This window comes from Mesorhizobium sp. M0998, from assembly GCF_040318885.1.
GTDB lineage: Bacteria > Pseudomonadota > Alphaproteobacteria > Rhizobiales > Rhizobiaceae > Mesorhizobium.
Genome location: NZ_JAMYND010000012.1, coordinates 1 through 18,537 on the forward strand (window position 1 = coordinate 1; position 18,537 = coordinate 18,537).

Annotated in this window: 18 protein-coding genes and 1 pseudogene; 7 read left to right on the forward strand and 12 right to left on the reverse strand. The window is 63.0% G+C overall.

Annotation, left to right across the window (positions count from 1 at the left end; all coding sequences use genetic code 11):
* Nucleotides 1–91 precede the first annotated feature (91 nt).
* Together NKH59_RS13510 and NKH59_RS13515 are read left to right on the forward strand one after the other, a co-directional pair.
* A pseudogene (locus NKH59_RS13510) lies at nt 92–367 on the forward strand (TOBE domain-containing protein); the annotation flags it as partial.
* A 246-nt stretch (nt 368–613) separates the two neighbouring features.
* Nucleotides 614–895: a hypothetical protein gene (locus NKH59_RS13515; RefSeq protein WP_352474067.1), complete on the forward strand. Its 282-nt coding sequence runs from the start codon at nt 614–616 to the stop codon at nt 893–895.
* Between the two features lie 12 nt (nt 896–907).
* On the opposite strand, the gene NKH59_RS13520 is transcribed toward NKH59_RS13515, so the two are convergent.
* Nucleotides 908–1,888, reverse strand: a complete 981-nt coding sequence (locus NKH59_RS13520; RefSeq protein WP_352539463.1) for an AraC family transcriptional regulator — start codon at nt 1,886–1,888, stop codon at nt 908–910.
* Between the two features lie 91 nt (nt 1,889–1,979).
* Between NKH59_RS13520 and NKH59_RS13525 the strand changes: the two genes are divergently transcribed.
* Complete coding sequence (locus NKH59_RS13525; RefSeq protein WP_353022169.1) at nt 1,980–3,203, forward strand: MFS transporter; 1,224 nt, start codon at nt 1,980–1,982, stop codon at nt 3,201–3,203.
* Here NKH59_RS13525 and NKH59_RS13530 read toward each other — a convergent pair.
* Nucleotides 3,200–3,547, reverse strand: coding sequence for a GFA family protein (locus NKH59_RS13530; RefSeq protein ID WP_023675184.1), 348 nt, complete (start codon nt 3,545–3,547; stop codon nt 3,200–3,202). The two genes, NKH59_RS13525 and NKH59_RS13530, sit on opposite strands and share 4 nt — an antisense overlap.
* A gap of 120 nt (nt 3,548–3,667) precedes the next feature.
* Between NKH59_RS13530 and NKH59_RS13535 the strand changes: the two genes are divergently transcribed.
* The gene (locus tag NKH59_RS13535; protein ID WP_352539462.1) at nt 3,668–4,963 is read left to right on the forward strand and encodes an amidase; all 1,296 of its coding nucleotides are present in this window, start codon (nt 3,668–3,670) and stop codon (nt 4,961–4,963) included.
* Nucleotides 4,964–4,977: 14 nt separating this feature from the next.
* On the opposite strand, the gene NKH59_RS13540 is transcribed toward NKH59_RS13535, so the two are convergent.
* Genes NKH59_RS13540 through NKH59_RS13560 form a run of 5 tightly spaced genes read right to left on the reverse strand, consistent with a single transcriptional unit; the run spans nt 4,978 to nt 9,216 of the window.
* Complete coding sequence (locus tag NKH59_RS13540; RefSeq protein ID WP_352474072.1) at nt 4,978–5,361, reverse strand: hypothetical protein; 384 nt, start codon at nt 5,359–5,361, stop codon at nt 4,978–4,980.
* 42 nt (nt 5,362–5,403) lie between these two features.
* A complete protein-coding gene (locus NKH59_RS13545; protein WP_352539461.1) occupies nt 5,404–6,384 on the reverse strand; it encodes a hydroxyacid dehydrogenase in 981 nt (326 codons plus the stop codon).
* 1 nt (nt 6,385) lies between these two features.
* On the reverse strand, nt 6,386–7,102 hold the full coding sequence (locus tag NKH59_RS13550; protein ID WP_352539460.1) for a FadR/GntR family transcriptional regulator: 717 nt from the start codon (nt 7,100–7,102) through the stop codon (nt 6,386–6,388).
* Between the two features lies 1 nt (nt 7,103).
* Nucleotides 7,104–8,273, reverse strand: a complete 1,170-nt coding sequence (locus NKH59_RS13555; protein ID WP_292661184.1) for a mandelate racemase/muconate lactonizing enzyme family protein — start codon at nt 8,271–8,273, stop codon at nt 7,104–7,106.
* A 55-nt stretch (nt 8,274–8,328) separates the two neighbouring features.
* Nucleotides 8,329–9,216 carry a sugar phosphate isomerase/epimerase family protein gene (locus NKH59_RS13560; RefSeq protein ID WP_352539459.1) on the reverse strand — a complete coding sequence of 296 codons (888 nt, stop codon included), beginning with the start codon at nt 9,214–9,216 and terminating at the stop codon, nt 8,329–8,331.
* Between the two features lie 392 nt (nt 9,217–9,608).
* Between NKH59_RS13560 and NKH59_RS13565 the strand changes: the two genes are divergently transcribed.
* From NKH59_RS13565 to NKH59_RS13575, 3 genes are all read left to right on the forward strand, one after another.
* Nucleotides 9,609–10,664, forward strand: coding sequence for a sugar phosphate isomerase/epimerase family protein (locus NKH59_RS13565; RefSeq protein ID WP_292661180.1), 1,056 nt, complete (start codon nt 9,609–9,611; stop codon nt 10,662–10,664).
* A 156-nt stretch (nt 10,665–10,820) separates the two neighbouring features.
* Nucleotides 10,821–12,008, forward strand: coding sequence for a Gfo/Idh/MocA family protein (locus NKH59_RS13570; protein WP_352539458.1), 1,188 nt, complete (start codon nt 10,821–10,823; stop codon nt 12,006–12,008).
* A gap of 226 nt (nt 12,009–12,234) precedes the next feature.
* Entirely contained in the window at nt 12,235–13,086 is an 852-nt protein-coding gene (locus NKH59_RS13575) for a sugar phosphate isomerase/epimerase family protein (RefSeq protein WP_352539457.1), read from the forward strand.
* Nucleotides 13,087–13,111: 25 nt separating this feature from the next.
* Here the strand turns inward: NKH59_RS13575 and phnE (NKH59_RS13580) are convergent, their stop codons facing one another.
* The 5 genes from phnE (NKH59_RS13580) to NKH59_RS13600 form a co-directional block, all read right to left on the reverse strand.
* Nucleotides 13,112–14,479 carry a phosphonate ABC transporter, permease protein PhnE gene (phnE, locus tag NKH59_RS13580; protein ID WP_352539456.1) on the reverse strand — a complete coding sequence of 456 codons (1,368 nt, stop codon included), beginning with the start codon at nt 14,477–14,479 and terminating at the stop codon, nt 13,112–13,114.
* Between the two features lie 67 nt (nt 14,480–14,546).
* Nucleotides 14,547–15,503 (reverse strand): phosphonate ABC transporter, permease protein PhnE, encoded by a 957-nt coding sequence (gene phnE, locus NKH59_RS13585; RefSeq protein WP_352539455.1) that lies wholly within the window; start codon nt 15,501–15,503, stop codon nt 14,547–14,549.
* A 159-nt stretch (nt 15,504–15,662) separates the two neighbouring features.
* Nucleotides 15,663–16,571 (reverse strand): phosphonate ABC transporter substrate-binding protein, encoded by a 909-nt coding sequence (gene phnD / locus NKH59_RS13590; protein ID WP_352539454.1) that lies wholly within the window; start codon nt 16,569–16,571, stop codon nt 15,663–15,665.
* Nucleotides 16,572–16,661: 90 nt separating this feature from the next.
* Nucleotides 16,662–17,528: a phosphonate ABC transporter ATP-binding protein gene (phnC, locus tag NKH59_RS13595; RefSeq protein WP_352539453.1), complete on the reverse strand. Its 867-nt coding sequence runs from the start codon at nt 17,526–17,528 to the stop codon at nt 16,662–16,664.
* 166 nt (nt 17,529–17,694) lie between these two features.
* Entirely contained in the window at nt 17,695–18,405 is a 711-nt protein-coding gene (locus NKH59_RS13600; RefSeq protein ID WP_352539452.1) for a DUF1868 domain-containing protein, read from the reverse strand.
* Between the last annotated feature and the right edge of the window lie 132 nt (nt 18,406–18,537).

The window sequence follows — 18,537 nt, forward strand, 5'->3', positions numbered from 1 at the left end:
CCCCCCCCCCCCCCCCCCCCCCCCCCCCCCCCCCCCCCCCCCCCCCCCCCCCCCCCCCCCCCCCCCCCCCCCCCCCCCCCCCCCAAAGACGGGCGCGGCGACCGACGGTCGCCCGCTCGTCTTCGGAATTCGCCCTGAAGACGTCTATCTCGAGACCGGCGCGCCGGTCGAGGCGCGGGTCCACGATGTCGAGAACCATGGCGTCGAAAAGATCCTGACGCTGCGGGTCGGCGACACCATGCTGCGCGCCACCGTGCCGGCCAGGACCGACGTGCAGATAGAGCAGCCGGTGCGCTTTGCCTGGAACCCGGACAAGGTGGTGCTGTTCGACAAGGGCAGCGGAATAAGCCTGCGTCACGCCGGCTAAGTACAAGCCTCTTTGCTGCAGCTAGAACGGATGCGTTCAAATCGAGCCGTGCATACCGCTCTAAACCATGTGTTTTAGCCGCATTTGTGCGACGTCGAGTGATTCCCTTGGCTGCTAAATGCTCGAGTCTTCCCGTCATCCCCCATACGGGGGATGCGGATGCTCCGATTTGTCAAATAGGCTGATCCTTTGGTCCCAAACGGGCTTTGCAAGCCCAATTTGGAGGCCCAAAACGGAGGGTTGGCTATGGGAACTCTATTTCGCGGTTTTGCGACGATCCTACTCGTCGCCGGTATGGGATTGTCGGCGGCGCATCTGGGCGAGGCGCAGGCAGCCAAGAAAGTTGTCGCCGGCGCGAAGGTCGACGCCAAGAAGATCAAGGATCTCAACGGCACGGTCAATCTGTCCACCAGCGACTGCAAGCTGTTGTTGAGCGGCACCGTCGTGGAAGTCTCGGATGGCAGGTGCGGGGCTTCCGGTAAATATTGCAAGAGCAGCGCCGGCTCGGCCTGCATCACCGAGCAATAACCCGGCCAACGTTTAGCCGGCCTGGCGGATATCAGCCTGTTCCTCGGCCCGGAAATGGCTAGGCGGCGATCCGATGACCCGTTTGAAGGCGCGGCTGAAGGAGGCGTCGGATTCGTAGCCGAGACGAGCCGCGACGACGGAAATCTTGAGCCGGTCGCGGACCAGCCATTGCCTCGCCTGGTGCATCCGCACCTGCGTGACGTACTTTGCCGGTGTTTCGCCGACAATGGTTGCGAAGCGCTCGGCGAAACCTGATCGCGAGGCACCCATCATCTTCGCCAGAGCTTCCACCGTCCAGTCGCGGTTCGGTTCCAGATGGATCGCGGCCAGCACCCGGCCGATCTCGCGGTCCCTGACCGCCGCAATCCAACCGGAAGAGTCGCCGCAGCCGCGCTCGACCCATGAGCGGATGACGGTCGCGGCGAGCACATCGGCCAGCCGCGCCAGGATGCCGCCGGAGCCGACGCGCTCCATCATCACCTCGCGGGCCATCGCTTCCAGCAAATGCGGGATACCTGGCTCATAGGCCTCCAACTCATGTGCGCGCATCACGTCCGGCATCATGCCGAGCAAGGGGTGCAAGCCATCGAGATTGAAATACATGCTGCCGAAAAACAGCAAGGTCCCCGGACGGCAGCCGGGCATGCCGTCATTCGACATGCAATAGACACCCTTGCAGATTTCCTCGACCTCATAGCCGTGGATCGGCGCCGCCTCGGTACCCGGCTCGCTCGCCAGCGTGTGGGCTGAGCCGCGCGGCAACAATACCGCGTCGCCAGCCTTCAGTTCCACCCATTCGCCGGACGGCTGCAGCAACCAGCAGCCTTTGCGGCCGATGAAATGAAACCGTGCCGCCGCCTGAGCCGGAAAATGGATGCCCCAGGGTTCCTTCATCTCGCAACGGCCGTAATCGACGCCTTCGAGGCGCAATCCGCGCAATATGTCTGTCAGCGGATCACCGGTGACGGGGATTTTGGACGAACGGTCAAGCATAATGGTGTTTCTAGCATGGAAACTCCAGACAGTCACTCCCTATGTTGCACTGCAGCCAGATGCTGCGCTGCAACCAGATCGGAGATCCCTCATGACCGAACCCGCGACAGGCGTCATGGACGCCGTTCTCGACCCATCGGAAACCGGCGAACGATCCGAGCCCGCATGGGGGGCAGTGGTCTCCCTGGCGCTCGGAGTCTTCGGCCTGGTGACCGCGGAATTTCTGCCTGCCAGCCTGCTGACGCCGCTTGCGCAGGATCTCGGCATCACCGAAGGCGCCGCCGGGCAGGCGGTAACGGCAACCGCCGTCATTGGCGCGATTGCGGCGCCGACCATGGCCATTGTCACCAAGCGGCTGGACCGCAGGTTGGTCATGTGGGCGCTGACGGTGCTGCTTGTGCTGTCAAACCTGGTGGCCGCGTTTGCGTCCTCGCTTCCCGTTCTTCTGATTGCCCGCATCATGCTCGGGATCAGTCTTGGCGGCTTCTGGTCGATGTCGGCAGCCATGGCGATGCGGCTCGTTCCGATGCGGCTGATGCCGCGCGCCATGTCGATCATTCTCACCGGCGTTTCGGTGGCGACGGTCTGCGCGGCTCCGGTCGGCGCCTATGTCGGCGACATCTGGGGCTGGCGGACGGCGTTCATGATCGCCGCCGTGGTCGGAGCGCTGGCGCTGCTGGTGCAGGTGGCTACCATTCCGAAGCTGCAGCCTGCAGGTACGGCAGGTTTTCGCACGCTGCTGGAGGTGATGAAGCGGCCGATGATCAGGGTGGCACTGCTGGTGGTACTACTGGTCGCCTCGGGACATTTTGCCGGCTTCACCTATGTCCGCCCGTTTCTCGAGAAGGTGCCCGCGCTGGACATCGAGACGATCTCGCTTGTGCTGCTCGCCTACGGCATTGGTGGCTTCTTCGGCAATTTTGCCGGCGGCTTCATTGCCGAACGCAGCCTCAAGGCAGCCGTCAGCCTGGCGCCCCTGCTGATCGCGTTTTCGGCGCTCCTGCTGCTGGTGGTCGGAGGTTCACCCGTCGTGGCTGCAATAGCAGTGGCCAGCTGGGGCTTTGCCTTCGGCGCCGTCCCAGTCGGGCTGCAGACCTGGCTGGTGCGGGCCGCCCCCGATCAGGCGGAAAGCGCCGGTGGGCTCATGGTTATGACGTTCCAGGTCGCCATTGCGTTGGGCGCCGTCTTCGGCGGCCTGCTTGTCGACAATACCGGCGTTGCCACCGCCTTCGCCTATTGCGCGGCGGCGACGTTGCTTGCGGCACTGGCGGCGTTCTTCCTTGGCCCCAAGCCGATCGACGACCCCAAGGCCTAAACGGAACGGCCGTCGAAGTCGAAGACCGGCACGGCGGCGACGTCCAACGCCTCGATGCAATTAATATTGATATAGGCACTTCGCCCGCTCCCTTCGCCGACATCCTCGGCGAAGGGGTGAATGCCGCAGCTGCGGCAGAAGCGGTGGGCGATGACATGGTTGCCGAAGCTGTAGCGGCCGAGATCATCGCCCCAGGCAAGCACCCGCATGCTCTCATGCGGAACTGCCCATAGCAGTGCACCCTTGCGCGAGCAGATCGAGCAATTGCACCGAACGGCTCCGGTCAGCTCGCCTTCGACCTCGAACGCGACCTTGCCGCAGTGGCAGCTGCCTTGGTAGAGCATCGCGCCTTCCTCCTTCGGTTCGACAGGTGCAAATCCGACCGTGCCGGGCTATGTCTCCTGCGGCCAGTTTCTGGCTGCTACCTTAAGACGTTGCAAGCGCGCGGAGTCCGACACCGAAAAATGCAATCAGCCCGCGATCACCTCGAAGCAATTCTTTCGTCTCTTGCCGCTCGCGTCGACGATGAGAGGGTTTTCGTAAAGCTCTACCCGGAAGCCGCCCGGGCGGCGGCGGACGCCACCGATGCGCGGCGAAAAGCCGGCGTCACGCTCGGGCCGCTCGATGGGGCGATCGTCTCGATCAAGGATCTGTTCGATGTCGCCGGCGAGCCGACCACGGCGGGCTCTCTGCTGCTCGCCAACGCAGCGCCGGCGCTGCGGGATGCCATTGTCGTGCAAAAGTTGCGCCAGGCCGGTGCAATCATCCTCGGCAAGACCAACATGACCGAGTTCGCCTTTACTGCGATCGGCGTCAATCCACATTATGGCACGCCCGGCAATGCTAGCGATGCCAGCCGTATTCCGGGCGGCTCCTCCTCAGGCGCCGGCGTTTCGGTGGGCGAAGGCACCAGCGAAATCTCCATCGGTTCCGATACCGGTGGTTCGGTGCGCATTCCGGCATCGCTGAATGGCGTCGTCGGTTTCAAGCCGACTGCGCGGCGCGTGCCGCTTGCGGGTGCGTTTCCGCTGTCAGCCACGCTGGACTCGATCGGTCCGCTGGCCCGCACCGTCGCCGAATGTGCGGCGGCCGATGCAGTGATGTCGGGCGAAAACCTGGCGGCACTGTTGCCGCTGCCGCTGGACGGCCTGCGCATCGGTATTGCGCGCGGCGTGCTGTTCGATGATACGCAGGAAGAGGTCGCGACGACGTTCGACCGGTGTCTGCGCAAGATAGAGCTTAGCGGCGCACGGCTTGTGGAGCTGTCGATCGACGACCTGCTTGCCGATCTGCGCGTGGCAACCCAACGCGCGTCGATCGCGGCGATGGAAGGGGCGGAGATCCATGCCGACTGGCTGGCGGCGGGAGCGACGAGGCCGGTCGATCCGCGGGTAAGCGGGCCATTGTCGCGCGCCGCCGCCATTCCGGCCACGGTTTATATCAGGGCAATGCGCCGCCGCACGGCGCTGGCCGCCGCGATGGATGACCGGCTGGCGTCGATCGACGTGCTGGCCCTGCCGACCACACCGGTGACGGCGCCGACGATCGTGTCGATGACCAGCGACGAGGCGCTGTGCAACAGGATGGAAGGCCTTCTGCTGCGCAACACGCAGGTCGCCAACCAGTTCGATCTATCAGCCATCTCGCTGCCGATGCCGGGAATGACGCGTCCGGCCGGGCTGATGCTGGTGGCGCGCAATGGCCATGACCACCACCTGCTGCGCGTCGCAGCCGGCGTGGAGGAGCTGCTTGCAAATTGATCGGATAGCGCGTGTCAGCGCGACGAGCAGTGGCCGCGTTCGCTGTCCTTGGCGGCGCGTTCGATGCTGGTGGCGACCAGCCAAGGCAGGGTGTACCGCTTGCCGTTGAAGGTCCGGGTGCGGTTCTCGATCGAGCCGACAACAACGACCTTGCCGGCATAGAGCTTGTCTGAAAGATCGAGCGCCTTGTCTTGCTGCGGCAGGCGATCGATGTCGATTGAAACGCCTTTGATGAGCTTCCCAGCAGCAAGGTCGAGTGCGCTGTTCGATGGACAGGGTGCCGCCAGGCAGCGTATGCCGTTGTCGCAGAACACGTAGCTGCCCTGTTCGTTGGCGAAGGCTTGCGCCGTCGCCACGCAGAAGCCGGCGGTCAGCAGGAATTTTGTGACGCTTGCCATGCCGGCACCATCGCCGGCGAATTCGGGAAAATTGGGGCGCTTTCAGAAATCGGCAGCGAACCGCCGCCGGTAGTGCTCGACCACTTCGGGGTTGCGCAGATTGACCGGCAATCTGTTGGCCAGCACCAGCAAGGCTTCGCCAGCCGCGCCGACGCCCATGCGCATCATCGACTGCTCGGTAATCCCAGCCATGTGCGGGGTGACGATGACGTTGTCGAAGCCAAAATAAGGATGGTTGGGGGGTAGCGGTTGTGTAGCAAAAACATCGAGCGCAGCGCCGCCGATGCGGCCCTTCTGCAAGGCCTCGATCAGCGCGTCGTCATCGATCACCGGTCCGCGCGAAACATTGATCAGCAGCGCATCCGGCTTCATCCGCGCAATGCGCTCGCGGCTGATCAGCCCCCGTGTTTCGGGCGTCAGCGGGCAGCACAGAACGATGATGTCGCTCTGCTCGATGAGTGCATCGATCGACAGGAAGCCGACCCTGTCCGGCGCCGGCCGCATGCTGCGCGTCGTCGCCACCACATTCAGATCGAACCCATGGGCGGCGATGTGGCCAACCGCCTGACCGATCGCGCCGAGGCCGACAATGCCGATCGTCTTGCCCGCTAGCTCGCTGGCTACCACCGTGTGTTCGCGGCCCGCCAGCCAGCCCTTCGCACGCAAGTCGCGGTCCAACACACGGAAGCGCCTAAGCAGCGCCAGCGCCGCGAACATCACATATTCGGCGACAGATCGCGCGTTCACCCCCGGCACATTCGCCACCAGCACGCCGGCCGCATTGGCCGCTTCCATCGGTACCATGTCCAGCCCGGCGCCGTGGCGGATCGCGGCCCTGAGCTTCTTCGCGCCTTCGAAAAGCGCCGCAGGCAAGGGAGCGCGAACGATGATGACATCGGCGTTCCTCGCCTCGGCGGCCAGCGTGGCCGCATCGAGGGCGGAAGCAACAACGAGTTCGCCGGCCCCGGTCAGCATGGAAGCGGCACGAGGGTGCAGTCTGTGTGTTGACAGGATCTTGGGCATTTCAGGCCTTTTCGAGCGCAGGGCTTTCCGGTTTCGCCCCACGCCCCTCGATCAGCCCCTTCCAGTAGCTTTCCGCGCCTTGCAGGTGGGCGCTCATCAGCGCCTGGGCGAGATTGCCGTCGCGGCGCAGCAGCGCCTCGTAGATCTGGATATGCTCGGCATGGGAGCGCACGCTGCGTTCGGGATCGTTGAAATAGATCGGCAGGCGCAGTTCACCCATCATGTAGTAGACGCTGCAGATATTGTGGAAGACGCTGTTCTTGGTCGCCCGCACGATCTCGAGGTGGAACTCGCGGTCTTCCCGGGCAAGCCCTTCACCGGCGGCGATGCGATCCTCGGAGGCCTTCAGGATCTCGCGCAGCCGCTCGAAATTCTCCTCGGTGGCGCGTGAACAGGCAAGTTCGGCGGCCTTGATCTCGTGGATCTTGCGCAACTCGACCGTCTCGTAGATCTGGACGGGATCGAGCGGCAGGCCGGCGCGGGCGAACAGCGCCATCGCCTCGACGCTCGCCTGCTTCGTATCGATGTAGATGCCGGATTTCGCCCGTCGCTCGACGATGCGCATGGCCTCGAGAATGGCCAGCGCCTCGCGGATCTGGCCGCGGCTGACGCTGAAATGCTCTGCCAGTTCGCGCTCCGACGGCGTGCGGCCCGTCTCCTTGTCCGAATGGGAGAACAGATAGGCGGCGAGTTCCGCGAGAAGGTTCTTTTCTTTCATGTCAGCCGTGTTGCGCGTGCGCCTCCAGGAACCGCTCCGAAATGGTGAATCCCAGCCCGGGTCTATCAGGGATCGCTACCATACCGTCCTTTGCTTCGACAGTCTCTTCGATCAGATCGTGGATCATCGGGTTGGCGCCGAGCGAATATTCGACGGTGAAGCTCGCCGGCGAAGCGGCGCAGACATGCAGCCCGGCAAAGAAGCAGGGCGCGCCGGCCCAAAGATGCGGCGCAAAGCGCAGATTGAAGGCGCTGGCGATGGTGCCGATCTTCATCGCCTCGCTGATGCCACCGCAAAAGGCCGGATCCGGCTGGAAGATATCGGCGGATTTGAGCACGGCGAGGTCGCGGAAGGCATAGCGTGTCGCCTCGCTTTCGCCGGTGGCGATCGGGATCGAACCGCAGGCGCGCACCTCGGCCATGCCGGGCTTGTCGTCGGCGATCACCGGCTCCTCGAACCAGGCGAGATCGAGGTCGCCGGCGAGATGGATAAAGCGCTTGGCTTCGGCCACCGTGTAGGTGCCGTGCGCGTCGACCATCAGGTCGATATCGGGACCGAGCGCCTGTCTGGCGGCACGGACGCGAGCGGCCGAGATGTGTGGGGCGCCGTCCATGGCGCCGACGCGCATCTTCAGCGCCTTGAAACCGCCCTTGGCGATGTAGGACTGCAGCTGGTCGCCGATGGCTTCCGCAGTGGCCCAGCCGCCGGAAGCATAGGCCGGCATGCGGTCCAGCTTGCGGCCGCCGAGCAGCCGCCAGACCGGAACGCCGAGCGATTTGCCAAGAATGTCCCACAATGCGATGTCGACGGCGCTGATAGCCGCGATGCTCATGCCGCGTCGCGCCAATTGCGGCATGGCGTGGCCGGCGCGAGCGGCGCTGTCGTGGCGCGTGCCATTATAGAGCATCTCCCAGATGACGCCGATGTCAGCCGGGTCGCGGCCGACCAGCTGCGGGCCGACCTCGTAGTTCAGCAAATGGACAAGGGCGCCGTAGCTGCCGGCGCTGCCGGCGGCATTCTTGCCCTCGCCCCAGCCGACCAGCCCGTCGTCGGTCTCGATGCGCAGGATGGCGGCGTCGAACGTCGCCACCTGACCGAAGTCGCTGCGGTGCTGCTTCGCGGCTTCGATCGGTATGCGGACCCACCAGGCTTGGACCGTCTTGATGCGCATGTTCATCCTCGGCCCGGCCGCGGTGAGGCGGAAGGGCTCTTTCCAAACGGCTCGGCTACTTGATCAGCGGCAGCAGCGTTTCCGCGTTGATGCGCATCTGGTCGGTGTAGAATTTCTCCGTGAGCACGCTGGAGCCGTGGTCCTGAATGAATTTCAGCTGCTCCGGCGAGATGTCGACGGGGTTGCGTTCGACCATGTCGGGATAGGGGGCAGCCGGCGTGCGGTCGACGGGGGCGACGAATTCATTGGTCAGCGCGCCGTCATAGCCGATCTCCTTCAGCGTGCCGACGATCTTCGGCCAGTCGATCTGCCCGAGGCCGGCGGCGAAGCGGTTGTTGTCGGCGACATGGAAGTCGTACAGGCGCTTGCCTATCTGCCGGATGGCGTCGTAGACGTTAAATTCTTCCATGTGGATGTGGTAGGCGTCGAGGCAGACGCCGCATTCGGGGCTGACCGCATCGGCCAGCGCCAGTGCCTGGGCGCCGCGGTTGAACAGATAGGTCTCGAAGCGGTTGAGTGGCTCGACCGCGATCTTGACGCCGACCTTCTTGGCGTGGGTGAAGCATTCCCGGGTGGCGTCGACCACCCATTTCCACTCCTCTTCCTCGGTGCCGTCCGGCACCACCTTACCGACGGTGGCCGGAACCAGCGTGATGATCTCGCCATCAAGTTCGCTGACCATGGTCAGCACGTCCTTGACATACTGCACCGAGCGCTCGCGTTGGCCCTGGTCCTTGGCGGCGAGATTTCGCTCGCCCAGCATCAGCGTCACCGCTCCCCAGCAGCGAATGCCGTACTCGTTCAACAGTGCGCGCGTCTCCTTGGGCTTGTACTGATCGGGTTCGCCGGAGATCTCGATCGACTCGTAGCCGAATTTCTTGATGCGCTTGAGCGTCGTTTCCAGCGGCTCCGCCCGCATCCAATTGTGCGTCGAAAGATGCATGGTCTATCCTTCCCAGAATCACCTGTACCAGTTCGCCTGCGGCGCACTCTGCCGAAGCGTGCCGCATGATTCTTCCCCAAGGCGTCCCAGCATTTTTTGCAAACTGGTTCGACCAATTGGGCCTGATGGGAGGTCTACAGTAATTTCATCTGGACGGCAAGAAGTGCTGCCATCAAGCGTTGGCTCCTGTCTATGCTATTGATTATACTTAAACATGTGGCCTAACTCGGCATGGTTGCAGGACCGCGGCAGCGCGTCAAATGGCTTGACCAGATTTCGGCATTTGGTAATACCAGAATAGCGGCGCTGAGCGCGCTGTGCAAAGAGACCAAAGACGCTGGCCCTGTTTTCAATCGGCGCTATGCTTGGTCGTGAAACATAGGGAGATGCCGATGCCGACGACGATGAAGGGGCCTGGTCTGTTCCTGGCGCAGTTTGCGGGCGACGCCGCGCCGTTCAATTCGCTGGCCTCGATCACCAAATGGGCGGCTGGTCTGGGCTACAAGGGCGTGCAGATCCCGACATGGGACGCCCGATTGTTCGATCTCGAGAAGGCAGCCTCCTCCAAGGCCTATTGCGACGAGGTGAAGGGCATCTGCGCCGATGCCGGCGTCGAGATCACCGAACTGTCGACGCATCTGCAGGGGCAACTGGTGGCGGTGCATCCCGCCTATGACGCGCAGTTCGACGGCTTCGCGCCGGCTGCGGTGCACAACAATCCAAAAGCCAGGCAGCAATGGGCGGTCGAACAGATGAAGTTCGCCGCCAAGGCGTCGAAGAATCTCGGGCTCAAGGCGTCGGTGTCGTTTTGCGGCGCGTTGGCCTTCCCATACCTCTACCCCTGGCCGCAGCGGCCGGCGGGATTGATCGAGGAAGCCTTTGCCGAACTCGGCAAGCGCTGGAAGCCGATCCTCGACGTTTATGACGAGAACGGCGTCGATGTCGGCTACGAAATCCATCCGGGCGAGGACGTGTTCGACGGCGCGACATTCGAGATGTTCCTCGATGCGGTCGGCGGCCATAAGCGCTGCAACATCAACTACGACCCGTCGCACTTCCTGCTGCAGCAGCTCGACTATCTCGAATTCATCGACATCTACCACGAGCGGATCAAGGCGTTCCACGTCAAGGATGCCGAATTCAATCCGACCGGGCGGCAAGGTGTCTATTCCGGTTACCAGAGCTGGACCAACCGTGCCGGGCGTTTCCGCTCGCTCGGTGACGGGCAGGTGGATTTCGGCGGCATCTTCTCCAAGCTCACTCAATACAATTACGATTCATGGGCGGTGCTGGAATGGGAATGCTGCCTCAAGCACCCGGAGGATGGTGCGGCCGAAGGCGCTCCCTTCATCCAGCACCACATCATCAGGGTGACGGAAAAAGCATTCGACGACTTCGCCGGCGGCACGACCGATAAAAAGGTGCTGCGCGGCATGATGGGGATCTAGCACAGATATCCCTCCCCCTCGAGGGGAGGGTCGATCCGCGCAGCGGATCGGGGTGGGGTCGCCGGGCGTAGAGCTCGGCATGAACCAACCCCACCCGGCCGTGCGGGCCACCTTCCCCTCAAGCGGAGGGGTATTTCAGTGACGAGGGAGAAAATCATGGTTGGCGCATCGAAGACGGAAACGGGAGGCGGTCCGATCCGCTACGGCATGGTTGGCGGCGGACAAGGCGCCTTTATCGGCGCGGTGCACCGCATCGCGGCGCGCATTGATAACGAGTTCGTGCTGGTTGCCGGGGCCCTCTCGTCGAATCCGGAGCGCGCCAAGGCCTCGGCGGCCGAGCTTGGGCTCGATCCGGCACGCAGCTACGGCTCCTATGCCGAGATGGCCAAGGCGGAGGCCAAGCGGCCGGATGGCATCGAGGCGGTGGCCATCGTCACGCCGAACAATGTGCACGTGCCGGCAGCCAAGGCTTTTCTCGAGGCCGGCATCCATGTCATCTGCGACAAGCCGCTGGCGACGTCGCTGGCCGAGGCGAAGAGGTTGGCCGCGCTGGTCGAGAAGACCGGCAAGGTGTTCGTGCTGACGCATAACTACACCGCCTATCCGATGGTGCGGCAGGCACGCGAGATGGTGGCCAAGGGACAGCTCGGCGATATCCGCATCGTGCAGTCGGAATATCCGCAGGACTGGCTGACCGAAGATCTGGCCGCCACCGGCCAGAAGCAGGCTGCGTGGCGCTCAGACCCCAAGCAGGCCGGTGCCGGCGGTGCGCTGGGCGATATCGGCACGCACGCCTACAACCTTGCCCGTTTCGTCTCCGGGCTGGAGCTCGATTCGTTGTCGGCCGATCTCGATGCCTTCGTGCCGGGGAGGCCGCTCGACGACAACATCAATGTGCTGCTGCGCTTCAAGCCGGTCGGCGGGTCGCACCCGGCCAAGGGAATGATCTGGGCAAGCCAGGTGGCGCCCGGCCACGAGAACGGGTTGAAATTGCGCATCTACGGCTCGAAGGGCGGCCTCGAATGGGTGCAGGCCGACCCGAACTATCTCTGGTACACGCCGTTCGGCCAGCCGAAGCAGTTGATTACCCGTAATGGCGCCGGCGCGCTCCCCGTCGCCGGGCGCGTCAGCCGCGTTCCGCCAGGGCATCCGGAAGGCTATCTCGAAGGTTTCGCCAACATCTATCAGGAAGCCGCGCGGGCTATTCGTGCAGCGCGCCGGAAGGGCGGGAAGCCGGCCAAGGATGTCGTCTTCCCGACCGTGCAGGACGGCGTCGAGGGCATGGCCTTCATCGAGGCCTGCGTGAAGTCGTCGAAGAAGAACGGAGCGTGGACGAAGCTTTAATCGCTGCGCCCGGTTAATGGGAAGTCCCCGTCACCCGGATTGCCAGCCGAATTGCAAGGCAATTCGGGGCAATCCGACCTTTCCTCGTGGGGAGAGGAGATCGTTGGCGCTGGCGTTCACTCTTTTCCCCGGCGGGGAGAAGGTGGCCACGAAGCGGCCGGATGAGGGGGCTTGTGGCGAAGTCGCCGGAGGAGCAAGCCCGGCCGTAAAAAGGGGAGGGGCGTCGATGAAAATCGGCATGTGCATGTTGTTGTGGACGACCAGTGTCTCGAAAAAACACGAGCCGTTGTTGAGGGACATCAAGGCGACCGGCTTCGACGGCGTCGAGATACCGGTCTTCTCCGGCACGCCGGACAACTACAGGAAACTCGGCGAGCTGCTCGACCGTATCGGGCTGCAACGCACCGCCGTCTCGGCGATGGGCGATCCGGCGATGAATTTGATCTCGCCGGATGCCTCGACGCGCAAGGCCGGTATCGACTACATGAAATCGGCGATCGACTGCGCTCAGGCGCTTGGCGCGAACACGTTGAGCGGCCCGCTCCATTCGACACTCGGGGTCTTCTCCGGCAGCGGGCCGACGGCGGCCGAGAAAAAACGTTCGGTCGCTTCGCAGCGCGTCATCGGTGACCATGCCGGCAACAAGGGTGTCACCATCGGGCTGGAGGCGCTCAACCGCTTCGAATGCTATCTGCTCAACACGATGGACGATTTGTCGGCGCATATCGACACGATCGACCGGCCGCACATCAAGGCGATGTACGACACCTTCCACGCCAACATCGAAGAGGCCGACCCGATCGGCGCCTATATGCGCAACCGCAAGAACATCGTCCATATCCATATTTCGGAGAACGATCGCGGCGTGCCGGGCCGCGGCCACGTCCCCTGGAAGGAGACTTTCTCCGCCATTCGCAAGAGCGGCTACGACGATTGGCTGACGATCGAGGCGTTCGGGCGTTCGCTGAAGGATCTGGCCGCGGCCACCAAGGTGTGGCGCGACTTTTCCGAAGGCCCGGAAGCTGTTTACCGCGACGGCTACAGGCATATCAGGAATGGATGGAGGAAGGCGCCCTAACCGCACGCCTGCGCAACTCCCCCCGTCAGCCCTGGCCGGCCTGGATCCGGTTGTAGTCGTGGATCGTCCTGCTCAAGCGGCGGCGCAGGAAATTGGAAATGTTGTCGAAGATGAAAACGACGAGCAGGACCAAGAGCACCATGTAGAAGACATTGGCCCAGTTGGAATTGGTGCGCATGGCCTCCCAGAGCTTCAGGCCGATGCCACCGGCACCGACGGCGCCGATGATCGTCGCGCCCCTGGTGTTGGATTCCCACTGATAGAGTGTCTGGCTGATGAAGACCGGGATCACTTCCGGCAGCACGCCATAGCGCTGCACCAGCAAGCCGTTGGCGCCGGTCGACTGGATGCCCTCGCGTGGCTTGTCGTCGATGTTCTCGAGGCCTTCCGAATAGACTTTGCCGAGCGTGCCGATCTCGGTGAAGAAAATCGCGGCGCTGCCGGCAAGCGGCCCCGGGCCGAAGGCGCGGGTGAAGAACAGCGCCCAGATCAGCATGTCGACCGAACGCATGAAATCGAAGAACCGCTTTAGCACCTGGCTAAGCAGGCCGCTCGGGGTGATGTTGCGGGCGGCGAAGAAGGCGAGCGGGAAGGCAACGATGCCGCCGAGCAAGGTGCCGAGAAACGCCATGACGATGGTCTGGAACAGCTTCGTCCAGACGTCGCCATGCTGCCATTGGGCGTTGTTCCAGATATTGTCGGCGGCCAGCGCAATGTTTGATGTGCCCGGCTTGAGCTGGGGTCCGGACATCAGCAACGAGACCACCTCGCCGGGCGACTTGCCGAAGAAGGGCGAGCGTGTGTCGAAGACGAAATTCGCCCAGCCGAGGAAGCGTTTGCGGACCTTGACGCGATCGACGGTTATGCGGACCTCGCCGGCAAAGCCCATCCTGGCGACGATCTCATCGTCATGCGCGGTGATCCACTCCGGCACCGGGCCGGATATTACCGGTTTGCCGCTGGTCAACGACATCGGCACCGCCTGGCCATTGGCGACAAGCGTCGCTTCGGCCTTGTCGAAGGTGACCGATTTGGCCCGGCCGTCGATCAGGACGGTGTAGGAGCCGTTGGCGTTGGTGATGACCCAATCGGGATGCGGGTCTTCGCCGAGCGCCGAAAAACGCGGATATCTGGGTGTGATCTGAGGCTGGTCGAGACGGAATTCCGGCTGCAGATCGTAGCTGATCCATTGCGTCAGGAAGAGCGGCAGGCGCTCCCAGTGCGATTCCCTCAGCACTTGCGGCAGGCTGAAGAACCACAAGGCGTAGAGGAGATAGAGCAGGATGCTGGTGAACAGGACCAGCGGGCCGAAGCGTTTGTACAAGGGCCGCCGGAACACTTGGGGGAAGCGCTCCTCGATCGACCGCATCTCATCGGCGGTCATTGCGGCCATGGGCAGTCTTCTTGTTGATTTGCCATGATCTTTTCCAAAAACGGGAATCCACTTTTTGGGATCATGGTCAGGCACCCATCATGAATGCCTGCTCGCCGACGAGCTTGCGGCGTAGCCAGGCGGAAAACTGGTCGACGAGGAAGATCGTCGTGAACAGCAGCAGCACCAATGCCAGCGTCTTGGCGCCGAAGCCGCGCGAGATGGAGAGCTTCAGTTCCTCGCCGATGCCGCCACCGCCGACCGCGCCGATAATGGTCGAGATACGCACATTGATCTCGATCCTGAGCAGCGTGTAGGACATGAAATTGGGCAGCACTTGCGGCAGGCCGGCAAAGCGCACGCGCTCGAACCAGTTGGCGCCGACCGCGCGCAGGCCTTCTTCGGCGCGCATGTCGATGTTTTCGTTGATCTCGTAGAAGAGCTTGCCGAGGGCGCCGATGGAATGCAGGCCGATGGCGATGATGGCTGCGACCGGGCCGGTCGAGAGGATGGCTGCGAACAGGCCGGCAATGACGATCTCGGGGAAGGCGCGAAGCAGTTCCATGAAGCGCTTGACGACGAGCCTGAGCACCGGACTCGGCGTCAAGTTGCGCGCGGCGATGAAGGAAAAGGGCACCGCAAAGACAAAGCCGATGAAAGTGGAAACCAGCGCCACGTTAAGCGTGGTGAGCATCAGCTCGAAATATTCGGGTAGATAAAAGCCGCCCCAGAGATAGACGCGGCCAAGCGGGAAGTTGAACTCTTGGCTGCCCTTGTCGTGCGGCGATGTGATGTCGAACAGCGCCCGCCAGACGTCGTTCCAGTCCTTGGGAACAAGCCAACTAAGGAAATCCAGTATGTGCGGCAGCCGATCGAAGAAATGTCCGGCATTGGCCTCGTCGGCGAACCACATGGCTGTGCACATGGCGACAAGCAGTGAGCCGATGCCGAGCGCCGTGTAGAACCGGCGCAAGGACGTCTGGCGTCGCCAGGCGTCTGCTGCCTGCCGGACCGCGTCTGAACGAATTGTAGCGGCGAAGGTCATACGGGGTCACGAGCGGACACGAAAAAAAGGCGGCGACCGCATCGGCCCGAAAGTCGACTTTCGGAAAGCACGATGCGGCATCTAAGTGTTAGAGCGTACTTTGTGCGTCCAAGTGGACGCACGTCGCTCTAATGGACGCCGCCCTTTCCGCAATTGTCGTCAGCCGCCGATCGCGGCTTTGCGGGCTTCGACGATGACGCTGTAGAAGTCCGGCTTCACCGGAACATAGCCGGTGAAATCGCCGCCTTCGATGGCCTCGAAGCAAGGCTTGTCCTTGGCCGGCAGGCTGGTGAAGAAGTTGGCGAGCTTGGCGCTCATATCGCCGCCGAGTGCGGTGCGCACGACCAGCGGGCCGTTCGGGATCAAGCCGGAGCGCCAGACTTCGACGAAATCGTTGGGGTCCACGGCGCCCTTGGCGACTTCCTTGTGGAAGGTGCCGGAGGTGTAGCCGTTCTTGAAGTCGCCGATGCCAGAGGAATCGTCAACCGCAACATCGACCTTGCCGTCGCGAACGGCGAGGAGGTTGTTCTCGTGGCCACCATTGAACTGTGTCGAGGCGAAGAAGGTTTCGTTCGAAGCGCCGGTGTCTTTCGGGATCTGGGTCAGCGGGATCAGGTAGCCGGAGGTCGAATCCGGGTCGGCATAGCCGAGCTTCTTGCCCTTGGCCGACTTGATGTCGGTGATGCCGGACGACTTCAGCGCAAGGCCGATCGAATAATAGCCGGTCGCGCCGTCGGTCTGCTGGGTGGTGAGGATCGGGGTCACGGCGTTCGGATCCTTGAGGTAGACGCTGGCATAGCCCGACGCGCCAAGCTCTGCGAAATCGAGCGTGCCGCCGAGCAGGCCCTGGATAACGCCGTCATAGTCGGCGGCCGGGAACAGCGAGACCTTCTCGAAGCCGAATTCGGACTTCATGTGATCGGCGAGGCACTGAAAGTTGCGCAGCCGGTCCGCTTCGTTTTCACCGCCAAGGATGCCGATGCGGAATTCCTTGATATCCTGGGCGTGAGCGGCGCTTGCCGCGATGGCGAGCAATGAAACGGCGCCAAAAACCATCTTCCTGAACATTATCTCTCTCCTGTTGGTCCCGGCCTCGCGCCGGTAGCGTTCGAATTTTTTGACAGGTGCCTTTGACGCGGGCGGGCGATCAGGTCGTTCTCAATATCCCGGGAATGCGGGCTCGAGCGGTCCGGCGGATGCAGCGATTTTCTGTTTGATGGCGACACTGGTGGAGGTGATGGCCTCGGAGATTTCGCCGCCATTGCTGTCGGCGCCGTAGACCATGCGCACGGCCTCGCGGTTGAGGGCTTCAGGCGGGCCGTCGAAGACGACCTTGCCGGCGGCCATGCCGATGATGCGGTTGCAGTAGGTGCGGGCCGTATCCAGCGTATGCAGATTTGTGATGACGGTGATGCCCTCGCGCAAATTGATGTCCTGCAGCGAATCCATCACCACCTTGGCGTTGAGCGGATCGAGCGAGGCAATCGGCTCATCCGCCAGCAACACCTTCGGCTGCTGCATCATGGCGCGCGCAATCGCAACGCGCTGCTGCTGGCCGCCGGAAAGCGTGCCGGCCGGCTGCAGGGCGGTGCGGGCGATGTCGAGGCGCTCGAGGGCTGCAACCGCCTCGGCGCATTCACCGCGGGAGAACATGCCAAATAGGTTGGACACGGTCGAACGGTGATTGAGCCGGCCGAGCAGCACATTGGTCAGCACATCGAGGCGCGGCACCAGGTTGAACTGCTGGAAGATCATGGCGCAGTCGCGCTGCCAGCGTCGGAGCGGCGAGCCGCGCAGCCGGGAAATTTCGGCGCCGTCAAAAAAAATCGATCCTTGGCTCGGATCGATGAGGCGGTTGATCATGCGCAGAAGCGTCGATTTGCCGGCGCCGGAGCGACCGATGATGCCGACCATCTGACCGTGCGGAATCGAGATGTCGACATTGCTGACAGCGGTGTTCTTGCCGAACCGGCGGGTGACGCCGCGAATTTCGAGCGTTGCTGACATTTCTGGCGTTGCTGACATGGGTAAGTTCCAGTCCAGTCGCGGTTGAAGGTCTGTTAACCCTCGCTAGCGCAACGGCATGAACCTGCGGTGTCGGATTGATGTCAGTTTTGTTACTGCCCACAGGCGCGTTTGGCGCGAAGGCGAGTTGACCCAAACCGCTGCCGTCCGGGCGGCTTGGATGGGATCAGCCGAGGATCAGCAACTCCTCGAAATGCTCCATGTCCCTGAAGCGGCAAAAGGCAGGTGGCCGCAGCTCGATCACCGGAGCCTGGCGGGCAAACAGCGAGAGGCAATCGTCGAACAGATCTTGCCACTCGGACGCCCCTTCGTCCGCCAGACGCCGGATCTGGTAGGCGAACGTGATGTGGAAGACGTAAGTGTCGTGGTCGGGATGCCGGTATCCGAAAGGCGCCGACAAGGCATCGCGCCATGCGCGCAGGATATGCACGTCCTCATCGGTTGCGCCGGCAACGGTCAAGCCCGTCGGCACGACATCGACGACCTTGATCTTGAAGGCGCCGTAGCCTTCGAAGCCGTTCAGGCGTTCCTGATAGAGGCGGGTCATGTCGTCGATGCTGGTGTCGAGCGGCACATCCTCCGGCCAATAGGGAAGCCGGCGGCGGTATTCGATGATGCCCTGGAACAGCGTCATGTGCAGGCTGGAGACGGGCGTGAAGGCCAGCCCGTCGGCATCAGGCATGGCGCGCATGCGCTCACGCACGTCGATGATCACCGCTTCCGAAGCCGAGCCGTTGACGAGATGGCAGACGACCGTGTTGCCGGGCTCGTTGAGAAAATTACCAGAGGTGTCGTAGCGCCTGCCGAGATGCACCGGAGGGGTCGGGTTCGAGCCGGCAAAGAATCCGGCGAGCGAAGGTCTGACTGAAACAGGCATTGCGATCTCCAAAGGAAGGCCGCGTCCTGCCCCGACGATGTGTCAGGGACATGAAAACCGTGCCAAGAAGTAGAATATCAAAGGCATGATTCGCCAAGTGATGCTGCCGGGGTTTCCACATCATCAAGATTG